Source organism: Azonexus caeni (genome assembly GCF_048146105.1).
Taxonomy (GTDB): domain Bacteria; phylum Pseudomonadota; class Gammaproteobacteria; order Burkholderiales; family Rhodocyclaceae; genus Azonexus; species Azonexus aromaticus_B.
Genome location: NZ_JBKJAD010000014.1, coordinates 80,385 through 101,069, shown reverse-complemented (window position 1 = coordinate 101,069; position 20,685 = coordinate 80,385). Strand labels below are relative to the sequence as shown.

The following is a 20,685-nucleotide window of genomic DNA, read 5'->3' as shown; positions in this document are numbered from 1 at the left end:
CGCCTTAGTAGGTGAAACGGGGAGCAAGTTCCTCGATGTTGAACTCGCGCAGGATGGCTTCGGCCCGCTCGCGGGCGTTCTTGCGCGGCTTGCCGCGCAGGCTGGCGATGATCAGTTCGTTCTTCATCGAGTGCTCCCAGCCGACCAGTTCGGTGACGGTGACGTCGTAACCATGGGATTCCAGCAACAGGCAGCGCAGCACGTTGGTCAGGTGGCTGCCCAGTTCGCGGGTGTGGATCGGGTGCCGCCACAGTTCGGCCAACGGCGTCCGTGCCAGCGATTCGGCCTTGCGCGCGCGCATCGTCGCGGCGACCTCGGCCTGGCAGCAAGGCACCAGGACGATGTGGCGGGCTTGTCGTGACAAAGCGAAACGAATTGCGTCATCGGTCGCCGTATTGCAGGCGTGGAGGGCGGTAACGACGTCGACGGAGGACGGCAGGTCGGTCGAAGCCAGTGCTTCCTCGACTGTGCTGGCGATGAAGCGCATCCGCGGAAAGCCCAGCCGCTGCGCCAGTTCGCGGGATTTCTCGACGAGTTCCGGGCGGCTTTCGATGCCGATGACCTCGCCGCTGGCACGACTCTTGATATAGAGATCGTAAAGGATGAAGCCGAGGTAGGACTTGCCGGCGCCATGATCGACCAGGGTTTCCATGCCATCGAGCAGCGGCTCGATGAACTGGGCGAGATGGTAGACCTGCTTGAGCTTGCGGCGGCTGTCCTGATTGAGTTTGCCGTCGCGCGTCAGGATGTGCAGTTCCTTGAGCAGTTCGATCGACTGCCCGGGACGGATTTCCGGAATGGCGGCGGTGACGTTCTGTTTTTTCATGGGGCGATTATCTCATTCAAACTTTGCCGACTTGCGTGTCAACCGGAACGCGATCGCCTCGTTAATGGAAGCATGGTGCAATCGCACCGTATCTCACGGAGAAATGAATGGGCAGTCTGAGCAACGAATCCTTCGAGCAGTTTCTGGATTCCCTGAAGAAGGCAGGTATCTCGATTTCCAACGAAGCCCAGTTGCGCGAGCGACTGGCCGAGGCACAGCGCTGGCGCTACGCTTTCCAGACGCTGGCTGCCAACGGCAAGAGCATCGGCATCTGTTTCGAGGACCATTCCGACGGCAGCAACCAGGCCGAGATCGAACGTGCTTTCGTCGAATTCCAGTTTTCCGAAAAGAGCAAGGCGGTTTTTTCCGCCAGCCTCAAGCACTGATTAACGAATAATCATCACATGACAACAGACGGGCGCCACCAGGGCGCCCGTCTTGTTTTGCAGCGGCCAACGGCGGCCGCCTGTCTCAGCGACTGATCGGCTTGTAGCGGATACGCTTGGGCTTGGCGCCTTCTTCGCCCAGGCGGCGGCGCTTGTCTTCTTCGTATTCCTGGTAGTTGCCCGGGAAGAAGGTCCATTGCGATTCGCCTTCGGCGGCCAGGATGTGCGTGCAGATGCGGTCGAGGAACCAGCGGTCGTGGGAGATGACCATGGCGCAGCCGGGGAATTCGAGCAGGGCATCTTCCAGCGCGCGCAGGGTTTCCACATCGAGGTCGTTCGACGGTTCATCCAGTAGCAGGACGTTGCCGCCGGACATCAGCGTCTTGGCCAGGTGCAGGCGGCCGCGTTCGCCGCCGGACAGATTGCCGACCAGCTTGCCCTGATCGCCGCCCTTGAAATTGAAGCGGCCGATGTAGGCGCGGCTGGGCATCTCGAACTTGCCGATCTGGAGAATTTCGCTGCCCTGCGCCAGTTCGTCGAACACCGTCTTGCTGCCGTCGAGGCAGTCGCGCGACTGGTCGACGTAGGCGAGCTTGACCGTCTGGCCGATCTTCACCTCGCCCGAATCCGGCTGTTGCTGGCCGGTGATCATCTTGAACAGCGTCGACTTGCCGGCGCCGTTCGGGCCAATGATGCCGACGATGGCGCCGGGCGGGATGGCGAAGCTGACGTTGTCCATCAGCAGTTTGTCGCCGAAGCACTTGCTGACGTTGTTGAATTCGATGACCTGATCGCCCAGGCGCTCGCCGACCGGAATGAAGATTTCCTGGGTCTCGTTGCGCTTCTGGTATTCGTGGCTGGACATTTCCTCGAAGCGGGCCAGACGGGCCTTGGACTTGGCCTGGCGCGCCTTCGGGTTGCTGCGCACCCATTCCAGTTCCTGCTTCATCGCCTTCATGTGGGCGTCGACCTGCTTGTTTTCGGTCTCCAGGCGGGCTTCCTTCTGCTCCAGCCAGGACGAGTAATTACCCTTCCAGGGAATGCCATGGCCGCGGTCGAGTTCGAGAATCCACTCGGCGGCGTTGTCGAGGAAGTAGCGGTCGTGGGTGACGGCGACGACGGTACCGGGGAAGCGCACCAGAAACTGTTCCAGCCATTCGACCGATTCGGCGTCGAGGTGGTTGGTCGGCTCGTCGAGCAGCAGCATGTCGGGTTTCGACAGCAGCAGCTTGGCCAGCGCCACGCGGCGCTTCTCGCCGCCGGACAGGACGCCGATCTTGGCCTCCCAGGGCGGCAGGCGCAGCGCGTCGGCGGCGATTTCCATCTGGTGTTCGGTGTCGGCACCGCCGGTGGCGATGATCGCTTCCAGGCGGGCCTGTTCTTCGGCCAGTTTGTCGAAGTCGGCTTCCGGATCGGCGTAGGCGGCATAGACCTCGTCGAGCTTGGCCTGCGCCTGCATGACTTCGCCGAGCGCCGATTCGACTTCCTCACGCACGGTCTTGTCGGCGTCGAGTTGCGGCTCCTGTGGCAGGTAGCCGATCGACACCCCGGCCAGGTGTTGGACCTCGCCGTCGTATTCCTTGTCCACGCCGGCCATGATCTTGAGCACGGTCGATTTGCCGGCGCCGTTGAGGCCGAGCAGACCGATCTTGGCGCCGGGGAAGAAGGAAAGGGAAATGTCCTTGATGATCTGCCGCTTGGGCGGAACAATCTTGCTCACGCGGAGCATACTCATCACATACTGAGCCATGAATCTGCCTGTCAAAAAAAGGGGGAAGTCCCGCAGTCTACGAGGCTTCCCCTTAAATGACCAGTTTTGTGTTCAGGCTGAGAGTGCGTTCAATATCGGTGGGCTGCTCCTTTCTGCCGACAGGGCGTTGATGTCACCGCACAATTCGCCGCCTTCGGCGATCACCAGCTTGCCGTAGCGGATTTTTCCGCTGACCCGGCCGGTGGCGTGGATGACCAGTTGTGAACGGGCGGTCAGTTCGCCATCGAAGCTGCCGTGGATTTCGGCTACGTCGATGCTGACCTTGCCGGAGAATGCACCCTTGTCGGCGATGCGGATGACCCGGCTGTCCATTGTCGCCTCCACCCGTCCTTCAACAACCAGCATGTCGCAGTCCAGGATTTCAGCGCCCTTGAGCTTGACGTCCGGACCGACAATGAGGCGGGCTCCCTTTTCCTTTTCGATGGATTGATCTTGTTGTGGTGTTGACACCGCGAGGTTTGCGGTGGCGCTGGCGCTACTCGGTGCCGCGGATGTTTCGGGTTTGATGGCGGTTTCCGGGCGGTTTGCACTGAGTGCGCCTGGGGTTGGTGCGCCGTTGCTGTCCCTGCGGTTGAGGCTGTTATTCTGAATTCCTGGTGCTGAACTGGATTTGATGAACATGTAGTCTCCTGGAAGGGGTCGGGGTTGTGCTGATTTCGTTGCGATAAGCGTGCCAGCTTTTCAAAACCCATTGGATTCATCATGTTACGGGGGTTTGTCAGCAATTTTCCGACACCGCTGTCGGCATTTGGCGACAGTTTTTTTGTGTGGGTTCCGGAAGTCATTCAGGACAAGGGGATAGAATGTCGCTTCTTTCCGACACTGGTTTATGTTCATGATTCGACTGGGTTTTTAGATGAGGTGGCTGTCCTTTCGGCAGGGCTTGCTGGCCGGCTTCATGATCGTTGTTCTGCTGCTGGGTGGCGTCGGGATTCACGGCTGGTTGTTGCTTGAAGGCATGGTGGCGCAGAGCCGTGAGAGCAATGCCCAGGCCTTGCAACTGAGTACTGCGGTGCAGGCGCTGGGCGAGCGCAGCGTCGATATCGAACGTAGTGCCCGGCAATATCTGGTGCTCGGTGATGCCTTGCTCCGCGAACGTTTCGATGCCCATCTCGCCGGTGCGCTGGAGCAACTGGTGCGGATCGAGGCGATGCCGGCGGAAACGCTGGTTGTCTTGTCCGGACGCTGGCGGGAACAGGCCGGTCTGCTGCGTGACGGTATCGAGCAGACCCCGCCGCGCAACAATCTTGCCGAACAGCTCGATCGTCTGGCGGCGCTCAACGACGAAATCCAGGCGGCGGCCAAACGCTGGATCGATGGTGGGAATGTTCGCCTGCTCGATCAACTGGAACGGCGTCGCGTCGAGCTCGGCAGCCGCCTGGCGCTTGCGCTGCTGGGGGCCGTCCTGGTCGCCATGGCGATGGGCTGGTGGCTGGTGCGTGCCGTGCGGCAACTGGAAAAGGCGATCGGCCGCCTGGGCGAGGGGCGTTTTGATGCTTCCATCGAAGTCAGTGGTCCTGCCGACCTGCGGCGGCTCGGCCGCCACCTCGACGGCTTGCGCAACCATCTGGCGGGTCTCGAGGCGGATCGCGAGCGTACCCTGCGCCATGTGTCGCATGAACTGAAAACGCCCCTGACGGCCCTGAAGGAAGGCATCGCCTTGCTCGCCGAGGAGGTGCCCGGTCCCTTGAGCGACAGTCAGCGCGAGGTGACGCGCATTCTCGGTCACAAGGTGGATAGTTTGCAGTGCCAGATAGAAAGCCTGTTGCGACTGAACGCCGCGGTATTCGAAGTGCGCCGCCTGAATCTGCTCCAGATCGATTTGCGTCAGGTCTTGTCCGAAGCTGCGCAGCGTCACGAATTGCGTGGCCAGGCACGCCAGGTCAGGATTGAGGTTGAGGCCGGGGAAGGGCGGGCCAGACTGGATCCGGGCAAGCTGGCGGTGATTCTCGACAACTTGCTGGCCAATGCCATCGATTTCAGTCCGCAGGGGGGCGTTGTCCGCCTGACGGCACAGCGGCTCAAGGGGGGGTGGCGTATCGTCTGCCGCGATCAGGGGCCGGGTGTCGCCCCCGAGGATGCGCAGCGCATTTTTGAGCCCTTTGTCCAGGGGCGCCGCGCGGCGCCGGTGGCTCGTGCCGGGAGCGGGATTGGACTTTCCATTGTCAGGGAACTCGCGCAAGCGATGCGGGCCCGGATCAAGCTTGCCGATAGCGATGTCGGCGCCGTTTTCCAACTGGATTTGCCGGATGAAAAATAGATTTTCCTGTCTGCTGCTTTTACTTGCGTCCTTGGCCGGTTGTGCCAGTGCGCCGCCGACCGCAGTTTTCCCTTCACCCGAAGAGCGGGCCTCGGCGCTCGATGCCGCGCTCGAGTATCGCCAGACGCTGGTCGGCATGAGCGGCAACGAACTGGCCCGTGAGCGCTCGGAACTGGCGGCACGCAATGCCGACCCGGAAGCGCAGATGCGGCTGGCACTGTTGCATTTGCTGCCGCGCCAGGGCAATGTCGAACTGGCCAGGCCGCTTGCCTTGCTCGAATCCGTTCTGAAGTCGTCCCGTCCCGGGGCGCTGGCCTTGCAGCCGCTGGCGCGGCTGCTGGTCGAGCAGTTGAACGAAAGACAGCGTCTGGAGGGCGCGCTGGACCGACAGGCGCAGCAACTGAAGGAAAGCCTGAAGAAGGTCCAGGAACTGCAGGAAAAGATCGATCGGCTCGCCGAGATCGAGCGCAGCCTGCCGCAGCGACCGGCGCTGCCGGCAGTGGGGAGTGCGCGATGAGCCGCGCCGGCGCCGTCGGCGCGCATGTCCTGATCATCGATGACGATGAAGATATCCGCCGGCTGCTGACCATGCGCCTGCATGCCCGGGGCTTCCGGGTCACCCCGGCAACGTCGGCCGAAGAGGGGCTGGCCAGCATCGCCGTCGATCCGCCGCGACTGGTGGTCAGCGATATCCGCCTGCCCGGCCGCGATGGCTTGTCACTGTTCGAAGAGTTGCGGACGACCCGGCCCAGTCTGCCGGTAATCCTGCTCACCGCGCACGGCACCATTCCCGATGCGGTCGAGGCGACCTCGCGCGGTGTCTTCGGTTACCTGACCAAGCCTTTCGACAGCCAGACGCTGCTCGCCAAGATCGACCAGGCGCTGCTCGTTTCCGCCGCCCCCGAGGCGCAGCCGCAGCCAACGGATGATGGCCGCTGGCTGGAGGACATCGTCTATCGCAGTACCAGCATGGCCGAGTTGCTGGCCGATGCCCGGATGGTCGCTGCTTCCGACGCCAGCGTCCTGATCCGCGGCGAAAGCGGGACCGGCAAGGAAGTCCTGGCGCGCGCCATCCACCGCGCCAGTGCGCGCGCCCAGGGGCCTTTCGTCGCCATCAATTGCGGGGCGATCCCCGAGCCCTTGCTCGAATCGGAGTTGTTCGGTCATGTCCGCGGTGCCTTCACCGGCGCCGCCAGCGCCCGTAGCGGCCTGGTTCAGGCGGCGAACGGCGGCACCTTGTTCCTCGACGAGATCGGCGACATGCCGCTGGCGCTGCAGGTCAAGCTGCTGCGTGTCCTGCAGGAGCGGGTGGTGCGTCCGGTGGGCAGCACCAGCGCCGAACCGGTGGACATCCGTCTGCTTTCGGCGACCCATCGCAATCTGGAGACGGCGATGGCGCAGGGGCAGTTCCGCGAGGATCTCTACTATCGCCTGGACGTCGTCTCGCTGACGCTGCCGCGGCTCGAGGAGCGGCGCGAGGACATTCCGCTGCTGGCGGCGCACTTCCTGCGCAAGCTGGCCGAGAAGTACGGCAAGCCGATCAGCGGCTTCGCGCCTGACGCGCTGGAGATTCTGGCGACCGCCGGCTGGCCGGGAAACGTCCGGCAATTGCTGAATGTCGTCGAACAATGCTGTGCGCTGTGTTCGACACCACTGATCCCGGCTTCCCTGGTTCAGCGCTCGCTGCGGGTGCCGGTCATGGAGGCCTTGAGTTACGCCGAGGCCAAGCGGCGTTTCGAACGGGATTACCTGGTCCGGCTGCTCAAGCTGACCGATGGCAGCGTCGCCGACGCGGCGCGCATCGCCGATCGCAACCGTACCGAGTTCTACCGCCTGCTGCAGAAATACGATCTGACGCCGGCGATGTTCCGCGGGGTGGAAGCCGGCAATGCGCCGGAGTGAGGCGAAAAAAAAGCACCGCAGTGGCGGTGCTTGCTTCGTTTTGGCGCGCCCGGAGCGATTCGAACGCCCGACCCCTTGGTTCGTAGCCAAGTACTCTATCCAACTGAGCTACGGGCGCGCTGTCTTGCGAAGCTGGATTTTCCCGAAGGTCAATCCACGGTTTCTGAATGGCGCGCCCGGAGCGATTCGAACGCCCGACCCCTTGGTTCGTAGCCAAGTACTCTATCCAACTGAGCTACGGGCGCGCTGTCAGAGCCGCGCATTATACGGGCGTGGAGCCAGATTGCAAGGGGTTTTCGCAGAAAGGGCGGACTTTGTCGCTGCGGGTACGGGGCGCGGCTCATGCCGCCGCTGCAAATGAAAAACCCCGCCGTGGCGGGGTTTCGAATTGGTGGGTGCTGACGGGGTCGAACCGCCGACATTCGCCTTGTAAGGGCGACGCTCTACCAACTGAGCTAAGCACCCGTCTGCGCCCGGCGCAGAAGGAGCGGCAGTATATCAGTTAACCGCGTCCTTGAGGCCCTTGCCAGCACGGAATTTCGGGGACTTCGCCGCCTTGATTTCCAGGCTGCCACCAGTACGCGGATTGCGGCCGGTACGGGCGGCGCGCTCACCGACGTAGAAGGTGCCGAAACCGATCAGATTGACGCTGTCGCCTTCCTTCAGTGCGCCCTTGATGGCATCAACGGCGGCGTCCAGCGCACGGCCCGCGGCGGCCTTGGAAATATCGGCAGCAGCAGCGATCTGATCGATCAGTTCAGTCTTGTTCATGTAGATCCCCTAGTGGAAGTTTGGAGTGGTGAAAATTCCGTGAGGGGCGATTTATATCCCCCCCGAAATCCTTGTGTCAAGCGGATTCTGAGCCGATCGACCGGGGTTTCGAGGGGGCTGCCGATGGCTGTTTTTTGCCATCGGCATCCGGTCTTTTAAAATCAATGGGTAAGGACCGTCTTGCTGACCGGGTCTTCACTGCCGGTCGCCAGGCCGGGCGCCGCCTCGCCGGTGTCGGGCAAGGGCTGCGGCAGGCTCTCCAGCGCGCGTTCGAGGACTTGGTCGATCCACTTCACCGGCACGATCTCGATGCGGTTCTTGAGATTTTCCGGCATTTCGGTCAGGTCCTTGGCGTTCTCTTCCGGAATCAGCGCCGTCTTCAGGCCGCCACGGACTGCCGCCAGCAGCTTCTCCTTGAGGCCGCCAATGGCCAGCACCTCGCCGCGCAGCGTGATCTCGCCGGTCATGCAGACGTCGCAACGCACCGGGATGCCCGTGTAGGACGAAACCAGCGCCGTGGTCATGGCAATGCCTGCCGACGGGCCGTCCTTGGGTGTGGCGCCCTCGGGAACGTGGATGTGGATGTCTGTCTTCTCGAACACCTCGTCCTTGATGCCGAGGCGGCGGGCGCGGGCGCGGACGACCGAGCGGGCGGCTTCGACCGATTCCTTCATGACGTCGCCAAGCGAGCCGGTGCGGATGATGTTGCCCTTGCCCGGCATGTTGGCGCACTCAATGGTGAGCAATTCGCCGCCGACCTCGGTCCAGGCCAGGCCGGTGACCTGGCCGACCTGGTTTTCCTTCTCGGCCATGCCGAAGGTGTAGCGGCGCACGCCTAGGTACTTGTCGAGGTTGCGGGCATTGACCGTGATCTTGCTGTCACGCGACTTGAGCACCAGCGTCTTGACCACCTTGCGGCAGATCTTGGAGATTTCGCGCTCAAGCGCCCGCACGCCGGCTTCCCGGGTGTAGTAGCGGACGATGTCGCGGATCGCGCTCTCGGCAACAACCAGCTCGGTCTTCTTGACGCCGTTGTTCTTCATCTGCTTGGGCAGCAGGTAGCGCATCGCGATGTTGACCTTCTCGTCCTCGGTGTAGCCGGAGAGGCGGATGACTTCCATGCGGTCGAGCAGCGGCGCCGGGATGTTCAGCGTGTTGGCGGTGGCGACGAACATCACGTCGGAGAGGTCGAAATCGACTTCGACGTAATGGTCCTGGAAGGTGTTGTTCTGTTCCGGGTCGAGCACTTCGAGCAGTGCCGACGACGGGTCGCCGCGGAAATCCTGGCCGAGTTTGTCGACTTCATCGAGCAGGAACAGCGGGTTACGGACACCGACCTTGGTCAGGCTGGTCAGGATCTTGCCCGGCATCGAACCGATGTAGGTACGGCGGTGGCCGCGGATTTCGGCTTCGTCACGGACGCCGCCGAGCGCCATGCGCACGAACTTGCGGTTGGTCGCCTTGGCGATCGACTGGCCGAGCGAGGTCTTGCCGACGCCCGGGGGGCCGACCAGGCAGAGGATCGGCGCCTTCACCTTGTCGACGCGCTGCTGCACGGCAAGATATTCGACGATGCGTTCCTTGACCTTTTCCAGACCGAAATGATCGGCGTCGAGGATCTTTTCAGCGGCGCGCAGGTCCTTGCTGATGCGCGTCTTCTTGCGCCAGGGCAGGCCGATCAGCGTCTCGATGAAATTGCGCACGACGGTGGCTTCGGCCGACATTGGCGACATCAGGCGCAGCTTCTTCAGTTCGCCCTGGGCCTTGGCCAGGCCTTCCTTGCTCATGCCGGCGGCGGCGATCTTCTTGTCGAGTTCTTCCAGATCGGCGCCGTCTTCGCCTTCGCCGAGTTCCTTCTGGATCGCCTTGACCTGTTCGTTCAGGTAGTACTCGCGCTGGCTCTTTTCCATCTGCCGCTTGACGCGGCCGCGGATGCGCTTCTCGACCTGCAGGATGTCGATTTCGGCTTCGAGCTGGGAGAGCAGGCGGTCGATGCGTTCGCGGACGTTATCCATCTCCAGCACTTCCTGCTTCTGCTCGATCTTCAGCGGCAAGTGGGCGGCGATGGTGTCGGCCAGGCGGCCGGCGTCCTCGATGCCAGTGATCGACGACAGGACTTCCGGCGGGATCTTCTTGTTCAGCTTGACGAACTGGTCGAACTGGGCGACGACGGCACGGCGCATCGCCTCGATCTCGTGGTCTTCGGTGCCCGACTGTTTGAGCGGCAGCGCGGTGGCCATGAACACCGAGGACTGGACGTCGATCGCTTCGATGCGGGCGCGCTGCGTACCTTCGACCAGCACCTTGACGGTGCCGTCGGGCAGCTTGAGCATTTGCAGGATGTTGGCCAGGCAACCGATGCTGTAAAGGTCTTCGGCTTCGGGTTCATCCTTGGCGGCCGACTTCTGGGCCACCAGCATGATCTGCTTGCCGGACTCCATGGCCATTTCGAGGGCCTTGATCGATTTCGGGCGGCCGACGAAAAGCGGGATCACCATGTGCGGAAAGACCACGACGTCGCGCAGCGGCAGCAGCGGCAGTTCGAGGGTTTCCGGGAGCGTGTTGGGGTTCGACATCAGTGTGCCTTTGAAATGGGGTTGAGCCCCCTAGATGGGGGCGGGGAACCGGATTTCAAGAACCCCCGGCTCAGTTCGAGCCGGAGACCTTGGGCTGGTCGGCGTAGATCAGCAACGGCGGGGTGTCACCGTTGATCATGTTTTCATCGATGACGACCTTTTCGACATTTTCCATGCCGGGGAGTTCGTACATCACGTCGAGCAGGGCGTGTTCCATGATCGAGCGCAGGCCGCGGGCGCCGGTCTTGCGCTCGAGCGCCTTCTTGGCGATCGCCGAGAGAGCGGCCGGGCGGATTTCCAGGCCGACTTCTTCCATGTCGAACAGCTTCTGGTACTGCTTGACCAGCGCGTTCTTCGGTTCGGTCAAAATCTGGACGAGGGCGCTTTCTTCAAGCTCCTGCAGCGTCGCGACCACCGGCAGGCGGCCGATCAGCTCGGGGATCAGGCCGAACTTGATCAGGTCTTCCGGCTCGACGTCGAGCAGGATCTTGCCGACTTCCTTGCCGTCGTCCTTGCTCTTGACTTCGGCGCCGAAGCCGATGCCGCCACGTTCGGAGCGGTTGCGGATGACCTTTTCCAGGCCGGCGAAGGCGCCGCCGCAGATGAACAGGATGTTGGTGGTGTCGACCTGGACGAAGTCCTGGTTCGGGTGCTTGCGTCCGCCCTGCGGCGGGATCGACGCGGTCGTGCCTTCGATCAGCTTGAGCAGGGCTTGCTGCACGCCTTCACCGGAGACATCGCGGGTGATCGACGGGTTGTCCGACTTGCGCGAAATCTTGTCGATTTCGTCGATGTAGACGATGCCCTGCTGGGCCTTCTCGACATCGTAGTCGCACTTCTGCAAGAGCTTCTGGATGATGTTCTCGACGTCCTCGCCAACGTAGCCGGCTTCGGTCAGCGTGGTGGCGTCGGCCATCACGAAGGGGACGTTGAGCATGCGCGCCAGGGTCTGGGCGAGCAGCGTCTTGCCGGAGCCGGTCGGCCCGATCAGCAGGATGTTGCTCTTCGACAGTTCGACGTCGCCGGTATTCTTCGACGTGTGGCGCAGGCGCTTGTAGTGGTTGTAGACGGCGACCGCCAGGATGCGCTTGGCGACTTCCTGGCCGATCACGTACTGATCGAGGATGGCGCTGATCTCGCGCGGCGTCGGCAGGTCGGAACGACCGGCCTTGGCCGATTCCTCCGGCAGTTCGTCGCGGACGATGTCATTGCACAGGGCGATGCACTCGTCGCAGATGAACACCGACGGGCCGGCGATCAGTTTCTTGACTTCATGCTGGCTCTTGCCGCAAAACGAGCAATAGAGCAGTTTTTCCTGGCCGTCCTTCGACATCCCTCTCTCCTTGATCAAACCGCGTCGCGGCGCGTCAGCACCTTGTCAATCAAACCATATTCCATTGCCTCGGCCGAGGAAAGGAAATTGTCGCGGTCGGTATCCTTTTCGATCCGTTCCAGCGGCTGGCCGGTGTGCTCGGCCATGATGCGGTTCAGCTTATCCTTGATCGACAGGATTTCCCGGGCGTGGATCGCGATGTCCGACGCCTGGCCCTGGAAGCCGCCGAGCGGCTGGTGGATCATCACGCGCGAGTTGGGCAGCGCGAAACGCTTGCCCTTGGTGCCGGCGCACAACAGGAAGGCACCCATCGAGGCCGCCTGGCCGATGCACAGCGTCGACACGTCAGGCTTGATGAACTGCATGGTGTCGTAGATCGACATGCCGGCGGTGACCGAACCGCCGGGGGAGTTGATGTAGAAATAGATGTCCTTGTCCGGGTTCTCGGCTTCCAGGAACAGGAGCTGGGCGACCACCAGGTTGGCGCTGGCGTCGTTGACCGGGCCAACAAGGAAAATCACCCGCTCCTTCAGCAGGCGCGAATAGATGTCGTACGCGCGTTCGCCGCGTCCGCTCTGCTCCACCACCATCGGGACCAGGCCCAAGGCCTGCGGATCCCAGTTGCTTGCGTTGTCGATCATCATGTTGGCCCTTGTCTGTCGCGTTTGATACGTCTGTCGGTTTTCTGACGAATACGGCTTACTGCTGTTGCTGGCTCATCAGTTCATCGAAAGCCACGGCCTTGTCGGTGACCTTGGCCTTGCCGAGGACCCATTCGACCACGTTGCTTTCGATGGCAACGCCCTCGACATCGCTCAGGCGCTGCGGTTGAGCATAGTACCAACGGATTACTTCTTCCGGCTGTTCGTAGCTGGCGGCCATGTCTTCAACCATGGCGCGAACCTGTTCCGGCTTGGCCTGAAGGTTCTCCGTCTTCACCACTTCAGCAAGGATCAGGCCAAGCGTGACGCGACGCTTGGCGTTCTCGGCGAACCACTCGGGTTGCAGCGGCATGTCCTTCGCTTTCATGCCGCGCTGTTCCATGTCCTGGCGGGCAGCTTGCATGAGGCGCTGGATTTCCATATCGACCAGGGCGTTCGGGATGGCGATCGGGTTGGCCTTGAGCAGGGCATCCATGACCTGGTCCTTGAGGCGGGCTTCGATGCGGCGCTTCACTTCACGCTTCAGGTTGGCTTCGACTTCGGCGCGCATCTTTTCGACGTCGCCGTCGGCAACGCCCATCTGCTTGGCGAAGTCGGCATCGATTTCCGGCAGGCGCGGAGCCTGGACCTGCTTGACGGTGATTTCGAACTGCACGGTCTGGCCGGCCAGATCCTTGGCGTGGTAATCCTCGGGGAAGGTCAGGTCGAAAGTCTTGCTTTCGCCGGCCTTGCAGCCTTCGACGGCGGTTTCAAAGTCGGGCAGCATCATGCCCTGGCCGAGGACGAAGGGATAGTCGGTGGCCGAGCCGCCAGCGAAGGCGACGCCGTCCTTCTTGCCGGTGAAGTCGATGACGACGCGGTCTTCCTTCTCGGCGCCACGCTCGGCATTGTCGTAACGGACGCGCTGCTTGCGCAGGATGTCGAGGGTCTTTTCGATTTCGGCGGCGCCGACTTCGAGCAGCGGACGTTCGATTTCAGCGGCCGACAGGTCGCCCGGGACGAACTCGGGATAGACCTCGAAGACGGCGGTGAATTCGATGTGCGTGGTGCTTTCGGTGGCCTTCGGTTCGAGGCGCGGATAGCCGGCGACGAGCAGCTTCTGCTCGGTCACGGCGGTGCCGAAGGCGCGGTCCAGTTGCTCGGACAGCACTTCATGGCGGGCCTGGTCGCCGTACTGCTGCTTGACCATGGCGAACGGCACCTTGCCCGGACGGAAACCCGGCACCTTCATGTTGCGGCCCATGCGCTTCAGACGCGGCTCCATTTCCTTCTCGACATCGGCGATGGCGATGGAGAGGTCGATGCGACGTTCGAGTTCGTTGGCTTGTGCGGTAGTAGCTTCCATGAATTTTCCTTGTGCTTGAGGCGCCAAAAAATAAAGCTGGTAATCATATCACGGCCAGCCGCCCACGCATTGGGCCAAGTACGTCGAATCGCCGCTGCGCAAGATTTGCAAAAGCCTGTAGACAGCCACGGCGGCAGGCCTTACAATGCGCGCCTTCTTGCAGCGGCGGCTGTAGCTCAGTTGGTAGAGTCCCGGATTGTGATTCCGGTTGTCGTGGGTTCGAGCCCCATCAGTCGCCCCAGAATTCAAAAGCCCGTACATCGCAAGATGCACGGGCTTTTTCCGTTGGCGCGTCCGGATTCAGCGCTTGACCAGCAGGTCGACGCGCTGCGGCGGGCGGAAGGTGACGCCTTCCGGGGTCATGAAGGATTCGAATCGGGCCTTGACCGCCGCGTAGAGTTCGGGCGACAGCACGTGGTCGAGATGGGTGACGCGGATCATGCGTTGCTCGAAATGCGCGAAGTCGTCGAACTGGCTGCGCGTCTGGAAGAATATCTGGCGGTCGAGCGTCAGCGGGCCTTGCTCGACAGCGCGGCAGACGGCCGCGAAAGCGGCTTCGCGGACGATTTTTTCGTCATGGAACAAGCTGAGCACGGAATTCATGTCGCCTGCGTAGACCGGTTCGGAAATCCACGCCAGGCCGCCCGGTTTGAGGACGCGGGCGACTTCGGCCAGCGCCTGGTCCATCAGCTCAACCGGTACATGGTGCAGCGACTTGAGCATCAGCACGATGTCGAAGCTGGCATCCGGGGCGGGGATTGCCTCGGCGCCGGCATGCACGAAACGGACCTTGGGCAGGTCGGTGATGGCGAGATTCTTCTCGTGCTGGATGGTATCCACCTCGAGGGCGACGATTTCGTCGACCCTGCCGGTTTCGGCCAGGGTGCGGGTCTTCTCGGCCCGGCCGCAGCCCAGTTCGAGGATGCGGGCGCCATCGAGCGGCAGGGTGTCGAGCATCAGCTTGACTTCGTTGACCAGGGTGTCTTCTGTGGGATCGGCGATACGCATGCTTGGTGGTGAGGGAGGGTTGGCGGATCGCTGGATTCTAACCGAAGGCTTCAGGGCACCCACCAGTAGCGGACGATGTGGAAGAAGACCGGCGCCGAGAAACTGATCGAGTCGACGCGGTCGAGCATGCCGCCGTGCCCTTCGATCATTGAACCCCAGTCCTTGAGGCCGCGGTCGCGCTTGATCGCCGACAGCACGAGGCCGCCGAAGAAGCCGAAGAGGTTGATGCAGAGCGCGACCAGCGCCGCCTGCCAGGGTGCGAACGGGGTGATCCACCAGAGTGCGGCGCCGAGCGCGGTCGAGGTGAGGACGCCGCCGAGCAGCCCCTCGACCGTCTTCGACGGCGAGATGCCGGGGGTCAGCGGATGGCGGCCGAGCAGCTTGCCCCAGATGTACTGGAAGACGTCGCTCGATTGCACGGTGAGGACCAGGAAGGCGATCAACTGCAGGTTGCGTCCGGCGAAGTCGGGAATCTCCAGCGTCAGCAGCGCCGGGACGTGCGACACGCAATAGACGCAGATCATCAGCCCCCACTGCACCTTGGCCGCGCGCTCGAAGAAGCGTTTGGTATCGGCGCCGAGCGTCGCCGAAATGGGCAGCAGCAGGAAGGCATAGACCGGGATCAGGATCGAGAACAGGCCGTACCAGTCGACAGCGATCAGCGCGTACTGCAGCGGCAGGAAGAAGAAGAAGCTCCAGACCAGGGCGCCGTGATCGCCGCTGCGCGTGTAGGTGACCGAGATGAACTCGCGCAGCGCCTGGAAGGAGATGAAGGCGAACAGCAGGATGACGCCGCCGCGGTCGAGCCAGAAAGCGATGGCGAGGACGCCCACCATCACCCACCAGGCGTTGATGCGGGCGTTCAGGTTGGCGATCAGTGCGCTGCCGGCGAGCGGGCCGCGCCAGGCCAGGGCGCCGCCGACGGTGCTGGCGAGCAGGAGGAAGGCGGCGACGCCGGCGAAGATCAGGCGCAGCGTCGAGGTCGGATCGAGGTCGGTCATGGTCATCATTCGCTGGCCGGCGCCAGCGCCAGCAGGGCGTCGCGGCAACGCGACAGGAAGGCGCTGCGGGTCTCGCCGGCCTGCAGCCGGAGCGGCGGACCGAAGCTCAGTGAGCACAGCAGCGGGACCGGGATCAGCGATCCCTTGGGCATGGCGCGGCCGAGGTTCTCGATCCACACCGGGACGAATTCGACCTCCGGCCTGGCCAGCGCCAGATGGTGGATGCCGCTCTTGAACGGCAACAGGCCGTCGCCCAGGTTGCGCGTGCCTTCCGGGAAGAGGATCAGCGATTCGCCGGTGGCCAGCGGCGCCAGCATGGTCGCCAGGGGATCGTCGTGCGGCCCCGGTCGGCGGTCGATCAGCACGCCGCGGAATACCCGCTGGATCAGGTAGCGGCGCAGACGGCCGCGCAGCCAGTAGTCGGCGCCGGCGACCGGGCGGGTCAGCGCGCGCAGCGCCCCCGGCAGGCAGGCCCAGATCAGCAGGAAATCGCCGTGGCTGCGATGGTTGGCGAAATAGACGCGGGCCGCGGGCGAGGGAGCGTTGTCCAGCCAGACAGCGCGCACGCCGGTGACGGACTTGGCGAACTGACACAGCGCGGCGGCGAGGAAGCGTTCGAGAGACATGCTCGTTCAGTGAAGTGACAGGAGAAGCACGGCGCTGCTGGCAGCGAGCAATTGTGCCGCAAATGCCTGGCCTTGGCGGAGGAGCAGGGCTCGGGCACCGGCGACGCGTGGGGCGAGCGGCCGCCCGGCGTCGGCGACCGGCCAGCCGAGGCCGGTCAGCGCGGCGTCGAAGGCGGCGAGCGCGCTTGTCGCATCTTGGTCGGCCGCCTCGGCCCAGTGGGCGAAGAGCGGTCGGTCGAAAGCGAGGCGCAGCGCCCAATAGCCCTGCAGCAGGCCGAGCAGGACGCTGGCGGCGAGTGCCGCGGCACTCGCCGCCGTGACCTGGGGCAGCAGCAGGCCGGCCAGCGCGAGCAGCGCCAGTGGCCGGCTCCAGGCGTCGATGCGGCTGGCGGCGGCGCAGATGGCGCAGCCGATCGCGGCGAGCTGGCGGTCTGCCGGGCTCATGCGGGTTCGCTCCCGGCGGCATCGACTTGCGCCAGGCTTGCCCGCCAGCCGTCGTCGAGCACGATCTGCGGGCGCTGCTCGCGGATCAGGCGGATCGCCTCTTCGGTGTCGGCAGCCAGGCCGCTCAGTTGCAGCCAGGCGGCGACCGCCGCCGCGCTGCGCGAATAGCCGAGGGCGCAGGCGACCAGCACCGGGCCGTCGGCCACCCGCTGGGCAATCTCGCGGGCCGCCGCGCGCAGGAGTTCCGGCGCCGCCGGTACCAGGTCGAGGCAGGGATGGACGTGATGCGGCGTGGCAAGGCGCGGCGCCGGCAGTTCCGCGCTGAGGTCGACCAGGGCGCCGAACCCGCCGTCGGCATAGGCGGTCGCATCGGGCATGCGGCCGAGCCAGACGGCGCCGGCGATATGCACCGGGGCGGGGTGGCGCCGCGTCCACCAGCGCGAATTGAGCCAGGCGGCGAACTGGTAGGGCGCGAACAGCCAGCGCGCGGCGAGGCTGTGGCCGTCGGCCTGCTTCTGGAAGCCGGCGCTGCCCGCCCAGGCGTAGTTCCAGGCGACCAGCAGCAGCGACAGCGCCGGCCAGGCGAGGAGCAGCGCCAGGCCGCCGAGGCCGATGGCGCCCGCCAGCAGGGCTGCCGCAGCGCCGCCATAGAGCGCTGCCAGACGGAAGTGGCCGGCATCGGCGGCGCGCCGCAGCGGCGAGCGCAAGCCGCCTTCCGGCAGCAGCCAGAGGCAGAAGAGGCCGAGCGCGGCGCCGGTCGGGACGTCGATGAAATGGTGCTGCCAGGTGGTCAGCACGGAAATCCCGATGAGCAGTGCCCAGCCGTGCACCAGCAGGCGCCAGGGGCGGGCTAGCGGCAACTTCGCGAACTGGAACCAGATCAGGACGAGCAGGGCGATGTGCAGCGACGGCGCCTGGTTGTACGGCTGGTCGAAGGCGCTCAGGGCGGTGAACATGGCGCCGGCCAGGCCGTCGGTCGCTGGGCGGGCGAAGGCGAAACGCAGCGGGAAGGCGAGAAAGCAGGCGACGGCGATCACTTGCGCGGCGAGCAGGCGCTGGCCGTGCCGGTCGACGGCGCGGGCGTCGCGGCAGCAGAGGAAGGAAAGCCCGTAGAGGAGGTCGATCGACCAATAGGGAACGATGGTCCAGGGCAGAAAGGGTAGCTGCCGCTCCCAGGCGAAATACAGGCTGGCCACCGCCTCGCGGCTGGCCGCCAGCTGGTTCGCCTGGCCGTAGCTGAGAAAGAAGAAGGGGCCGAGGAAGAGCAGCCAGAGCAGGCTGCGCTTCCAGGGCAATGGCGGCTTGCCGTTCATGCCGGGCGGCGGCGGGCCAGCGAGACGGTGAAGATGCCCCAGGCGTCGATGCGCTGCTCGATCTTCTCGAAGCCGGCGTCGCTGACCAACTGGTCCATTTCCGCCTGGGTGCGGCGGCGCATCACCCAGGCCTCTCCGTCGCGGTGGCTGGTCAGCGCGCGGGCGATCAGTTCGAGCTGCGGATGCCAGGGCTGGCCGGTGTAGATCAGGTAGCCGCCCGGCGCGATGGCGTCGGCCATGCCGGCCAGCGAGGCAGCGACCCGATCGTTGTCGGGGAACAGCTCGTAGAGTCCGGAGACGATGCCGAGCGTCGGCGCCGGCGTCACCGCCGCCACCGAGGCGCGGTCGAAGGCGTCGCCGCGCTCGAAGCGGGCGATGTCGCTCAGGCCCTTGGCGGCGATCAGGGCGCTGCCCTGGTCCACGTTGAGCGGGCTGAAATCGCGCAGCAAGACGGATTCCGGGCGCGGCGCGTCGGCCAGCGCTTCCAGCACGTAGCGGCCGTGGCCGGCGGCGATGTCGAGGATGCGCAGCGGCTGGCCCTCCGCCTGCAGGCGGTTGAGCGCCGCGCGCAGCAGTTCCTCGATGTTGAGCTTGCGCTGGCGGATGCCGCGCCAGCCGATGGCGTCGAGGTAGTTGCGGTCGATCAGCCGGCCGAGCGCGCCGCGGCCGGTCGGCGTGTTGCGGTAGACGTAGTCGAGCGTGCTGCCGGAATCGAAGCCGGTGCGATGACCGAGCGCGACGCCAGCGGAGAGCAGGCCGCCGAGCTTCATGCCGAGGCGGTAGAAGGCCCAGTACAGGCCGCGCGGGCTGAACAGGGAGAGCGGGCGGGCAAGCGCCTGCGCCTCGTCGAAGGTCGGCCCCTGGCGGTGCGCCTGGCGCAGGTCGGGGCGCGACCAGGGCAGCGAGAACTGGCGCAGGATGAAGCTGCGCGCCAGCGCGGTCGCGACGTGGCGATCCTTCTCGCCGAAGGTGTCGTGGTAGAAGCCGTCGAGGACGTGCTTCTCCTTGGCGCTCGTTCCCAGACGGTCGAAGAACTGGTGTTGCGGCGCGTGATGCACGACCCAGTCGGCGCCGGAGACGAGGAGCTGGGTCGGCACGGTGATCGCCTGCGCGTCGGCGACGACGCGCTCGGCCGCCTCGTAGAGGGCGAGCAGGATGTTCACCGAGATCGGCCGCGAGATCTGCGGGTCGCTGTCGTAGGACGCCTGGCGCGCCGGATCGTGGGTCAGGAACTTCGACTTGACGTAGCTGTTGACGAAGAAATTGCCGCGCAGCGCGCGCAGCAGGCGCAGACCGGGGCGGGCGAAGGGGACGTAGAGCTTGACCTTGAACGCCGGCGAGGCGAGCACCAGGCAGCGCACGCGCGGCGCGTAGTCGTGGGCCCAGGTGCTGATCAGCACGGCGCCGACGCTTTGTGCCAGCACCGCCATGTCGCACTCGGCCACGCCCCACGTGTCGCGGATGTGTTCGATGAAGGTCTGCACGTCGCGCACCGATTGCCCGAAGCTCGGCGAATCGCCGCGCGGCCCCGGCGAGTTGCCGTGGCCGCGGGCATCCCAGGCGTAGAAGTCGAAATCGGGTAGATCGAGTTCGTCGACCAGGTGGGCCATGCGCCCGCCGTGTTCGTGGCCGCGGTGGAAGAGGACGACGGCGCCGCGCCGTTGCGGCGCGATGGCGGGCCAGCGCCGGTAGAAGAGGGCGCTGCCGTCGCTGCAGGGAAAGTGGTGGTTTTCGGCGATTCGGGTCATGGGGTGATGGCGGCGATGCCGCTGCGGATGCGGTTGACGATGTTCAGCGCGATGCCGACGGCAGCCAGCGGCATCAGCCAGAAAACGGCTGCCGGCAGGCTGCCGGCGACGCCGAGCCAGAAGCCCAGGCAGCCGAACAGGAAGGCGCGGTCGCTCTTGCCGAGCGGGCCGTCGTACTGGCGCGGGGCGCCGACCATCGGGCCGAGCGCGCCGGCCATCTCGGAGAGGGCGGCAAGGAAGACGACGGCGCCGATGCTGGCCCAGCCGAACGGTGGGATGAAGACGAAAGGCAGGTAGAGCGCGGCGTCGGAGACGACGTCGCTTAATTCGTTGAGGTAGGCGCCGAGCGGCGATTGCTGGCCGAACTCGCGAGCCAGCATGCCGTCCAGCGCGTTGAGCGCCATGCGCAGGAACATCCAGGCCGGCAGCAGCAGGAAGAGCTGCGGTGCGCTCGCGCCGAACAGGTAGAGAACGCCGCCGAGCAGCAGCGACAGCAGCATCGCCGCCACGGTGACGGCGTTGGCGGTGATACCGAGTTTCGCCAGACGGACGGCGAGGGGACGCAGGAGATTCTGGAAGGCGGGTTTGAGCTGGTAAATCGAGATCATTGGGAGAGAAGGTCCGGCAGGTGCGTCGGGATTGTACGTCAAAGGCATAGGACATTGGTTTTCAGGTAGTCGTCCGTACTTCACCGCTGGCGGGGCATTGGTTAA

At 64.5% G+C, this 20,685-nt stretch carries 19 protein-coding genes and 4 tRNA genes; 5 read left to right on the top strand and 18 right to left on the bottom strand.

The window, feature by feature from the left end; translation table 11 throughout:
• Positions 1–4 precede the first annotated feature (4 nt).
• Positions 5–826, bottom strand: a complete 822-nt coding sequence (locus ACLIIZ_RS13860; protein WP_416693055.1) for a class I SAM-dependent methyltransferase — start codon at positions 824–826, stop codon at positions 5–7.
• A 107-nt stretch (positions 827–933) separates the two neighbouring features.
• Here ACLIIZ_RS13860 and ACLIIZ_RS13855 point away from each other — a divergent pair, with 107 nt between their 5' ends.
• Positions 934–1,212 (top strand): hypothetical protein, encoded by a 279-nt coding sequence (locus ACLIIZ_RS13855; RefSeq protein WP_374327532.1) that lies wholly within the window; start codon positions 934–936, stop codon positions 1,210–1,212.
• Between the two features lie 85 nt (positions 1,213–1,297).
• Here the strand turns inward: ACLIIZ_RS13855 and ettA are convergent, their stop codons facing one another.
• Entirely contained in the window at positions 1,298–2,962 is a 1,665-nt protein-coding gene (gene ettA / locus ACLIIZ_RS13850) for an energy-dependent translational throttle protein EttA (RefSeq protein WP_416693053.1), read from the bottom strand.
• Between the two features lie 72 nt (positions 2,963–3,034).
• Positions 3,035–3,604, bottom strand: coding sequence for a bactofilin family protein (locus tag ACLIIZ_RS13845; RefSeq protein ID WP_416693051.1), 570 nt, complete (start codon positions 3,602–3,604; stop codon positions 3,035–3,037).
• A gap of 235 nt (positions 3,605–3,839) precedes the next feature.
• Here ACLIIZ_RS13845 and ACLIIZ_RS13840 point away from each other — a divergent pair, with 235 nt between their 5' ends.
• From ACLIIZ_RS13840 to ACLIIZ_RS13830, 3 genes are read left to right on the top strand one after another with little or no spacing between them, the layout of a single operon-like run.
• Positions 3,840–5,243 (top strand): sensor histidine kinase, encoded by a 1,404-nt coding sequence (locus ACLIIZ_RS13840; RefSeq protein WP_416693050.1) that lies wholly within the window; start codon positions 3,840–3,842, stop codon positions 5,241–5,243.
• A complete protein-coding gene (locus ACLIIZ_RS13835; protein ID WP_416693048.1) occupies positions 5,233–5,760 on the top strand; it encodes a permease in 528 nt (175 codons plus the stop codon). Before ACLIIZ_RS13840 ends, ACLIIZ_RS13835 begins: the two co-directional genes overlap by 11 nt.
• Entirely contained in the window at positions 5,757–7,145 is a 1,389-nt protein-coding gene (locus ACLIIZ_RS13830) for a sigma 54-interacting transcriptional regulator (protein ID WP_416693046.1), read from the top strand. Before ACLIIZ_RS13835 ends, ACLIIZ_RS13830 begins: the two co-directional genes overlap by 4 nt.
• Before the next feature lie 41 nt (positions 7,146–7,186).
• Here the strand turns inward: ACLIIZ_RS13830 and ACLIIZ_RS13825 are convergent.
• The 8 genes from ACLIIZ_RS13825 to tig all read right to left on the bottom strand — a co-directional run bounded on the left by ACLIIZ_RS13825 (position 7,187) and on the right by tig (position 13,832).
• Positions 7,187–7,263 (bottom strand) — tRNA-Arg (locus ACLIIZ_RS13825).
• Between the two features lie 50 nt (positions 7,264–7,313).
• Positions 7,314–7,390: transfer RNA gene (locus tag ACLIIZ_RS13820), tRNA-Arg, on the bottom strand.
• Between the two features lie 144 nt (positions 7,391–7,534).
• Positions 7,535–7,610 (bottom strand) — tRNA-Val (locus ACLIIZ_RS13815).
• A gap of 33 nt (positions 7,611–7,643) precedes the next feature.
• Positions 7,644–7,916: an HU family DNA-binding protein gene (locus tag ACLIIZ_RS13810; protein ID WP_416693044.1), complete on the bottom strand. Its 273-nt coding sequence runs from the start codon at positions 7,914–7,916 to the stop codon at positions 7,644–7,646.
• A gap of 161 nt (positions 7,917–8,077) precedes the next feature.
• On the bottom strand, positions 8,078–10,492 hold the full coding sequence (gene lon, locus ACLIIZ_RS13805; protein ID WP_416693042.1) for an endopeptidase La: 2,415 nt from the start codon (positions 10,490–10,492) through the stop codon (positions 8,078–8,080).
• A gap of 70 nt (positions 10,493–10,562) precedes the next feature.
• Positions 10,563–11,825, bottom strand: a complete 1,263-nt coding sequence (gene clpX / locus ACLIIZ_RS13800; RefSeq protein ID WP_416693039.1) for an ATP-dependent Clp protease ATP-binding subunit ClpX — start codon at positions 11,823–11,825, stop codon at positions 10,563–10,565.
• A 14-nt stretch (positions 11,826–11,839) separates the two neighbouring features.
• Entirely contained in the window at positions 11,840–12,469 is a 630-nt protein-coding gene (clpP, locus tag ACLIIZ_RS13795; RefSeq protein ID WP_416693038.1) for an ATP-dependent Clp endopeptidase proteolytic subunit ClpP, read from the bottom strand.
• Positions 12,470–12,524: 55 nt separating this feature from the next.
• Positions 12,525–13,832, bottom strand: a complete 1,308-nt coding sequence (gene tig, locus ACLIIZ_RS13790; protein ID WP_416693036.1) for a trigger factor — start codon at positions 13,830–13,832, stop codon at positions 12,525–12,527.
• Positions 13,833–13,997: 165 nt separating this feature from the next.
• On the opposite strand from tig, the gene ACLIIZ_RS13785 reads away from it, so the two are divergent.
• Positions 13,998–14,073 (top strand) — tRNA-His (locus ACLIIZ_RS13785).
• A 59-nt stretch (positions 14,074–14,132) separates the two neighbouring features.
• Here ACLIIZ_RS13785 and ACLIIZ_RS13780 read toward each other — a convergent pair.
• From ACLIIZ_RS13780 to ACLIIZ_RS13750, 7 genes are read right to left on the bottom strand one after another with little or no spacing between them, the layout of a single operon-like run.
• Positions 14,133–14,840 (bottom strand): class I SAM-dependent methyltransferase, encoded by a 708-nt coding sequence (locus ACLIIZ_RS13780; protein ID WP_416693035.1) that lies wholly within the window; start codon positions 14,838–14,840, stop codon positions 14,133–14,135.
• Between the two features lie 50 nt (positions 14,841–14,890).
• On the bottom strand, positions 14,891–15,841 hold the full coding sequence (locus ACLIIZ_RS13775) for a phosphatidate cytidylyltransferase (RefSeq protein WP_416693033.1): 951 nt from the start codon (positions 15,839–15,841) through the stop codon (positions 14,891–14,893).
• Between the two features lie 5 nt (positions 15,842–15,846).
• Entirely contained in the window at positions 15,847–16,467 is a 621-nt protein-coding gene (locus tag ACLIIZ_RS13770) for a lysophospholipid acyltransferase family protein (RefSeq protein ID WP_416693031.1), read from the bottom strand.
• A 6-nt stretch (positions 16,468–16,473) separates the two neighbouring features.
• On the bottom strand, positions 16,474–16,911 hold the full coding sequence (locus ACLIIZ_RS13765; RefSeq protein ID WP_416693029.1) for a hypothetical protein: 438 nt from the start codon (positions 16,909–16,911) through the stop codon (positions 16,474–16,476).
• On the bottom strand, positions 16,908–18,224 hold the full coding sequence (locus ACLIIZ_RS13760; RefSeq protein ID WP_416693027.1) for a phosphatase PAP2/dual specificity phosphatase family protein: 1,317 nt from the start codon (positions 18,222–18,224) through the stop codon (positions 16,908–16,910). Before ACLIIZ_RS13760 ends, ACLIIZ_RS13765 begins: the two co-directional genes overlap by 4 nt.
• Positions 18,221–19,972, bottom strand: a complete 1,752-nt coding sequence (locus ACLIIZ_RS13755; RefSeq protein WP_416693025.1) for a bifunctional alpha/beta hydrolase/class I SAM-dependent methyltransferase — start codon at positions 19,970–19,972, stop codon at positions 18,221–18,223. The genes ACLIIZ_RS13760 and ACLIIZ_RS13755 overlap by 4 nt, the downstream gene beginning before the upstream one ends.
• A complete protein-coding gene (locus tag ACLIIZ_RS13750) occupies positions 19,969–20,580 on the bottom strand; it encodes a CDP-alcohol phosphatidyltransferase family protein (RefSeq protein ID WP_416693023.1) in 612 nt (203 codons plus the stop codon). The genes ACLIIZ_RS13755 and ACLIIZ_RS13750 overlap by 4 nt, the downstream gene beginning before the upstream one ends.
• Between the last annotated feature and the right edge of the window lie 105 nt (positions 20,581–20,685).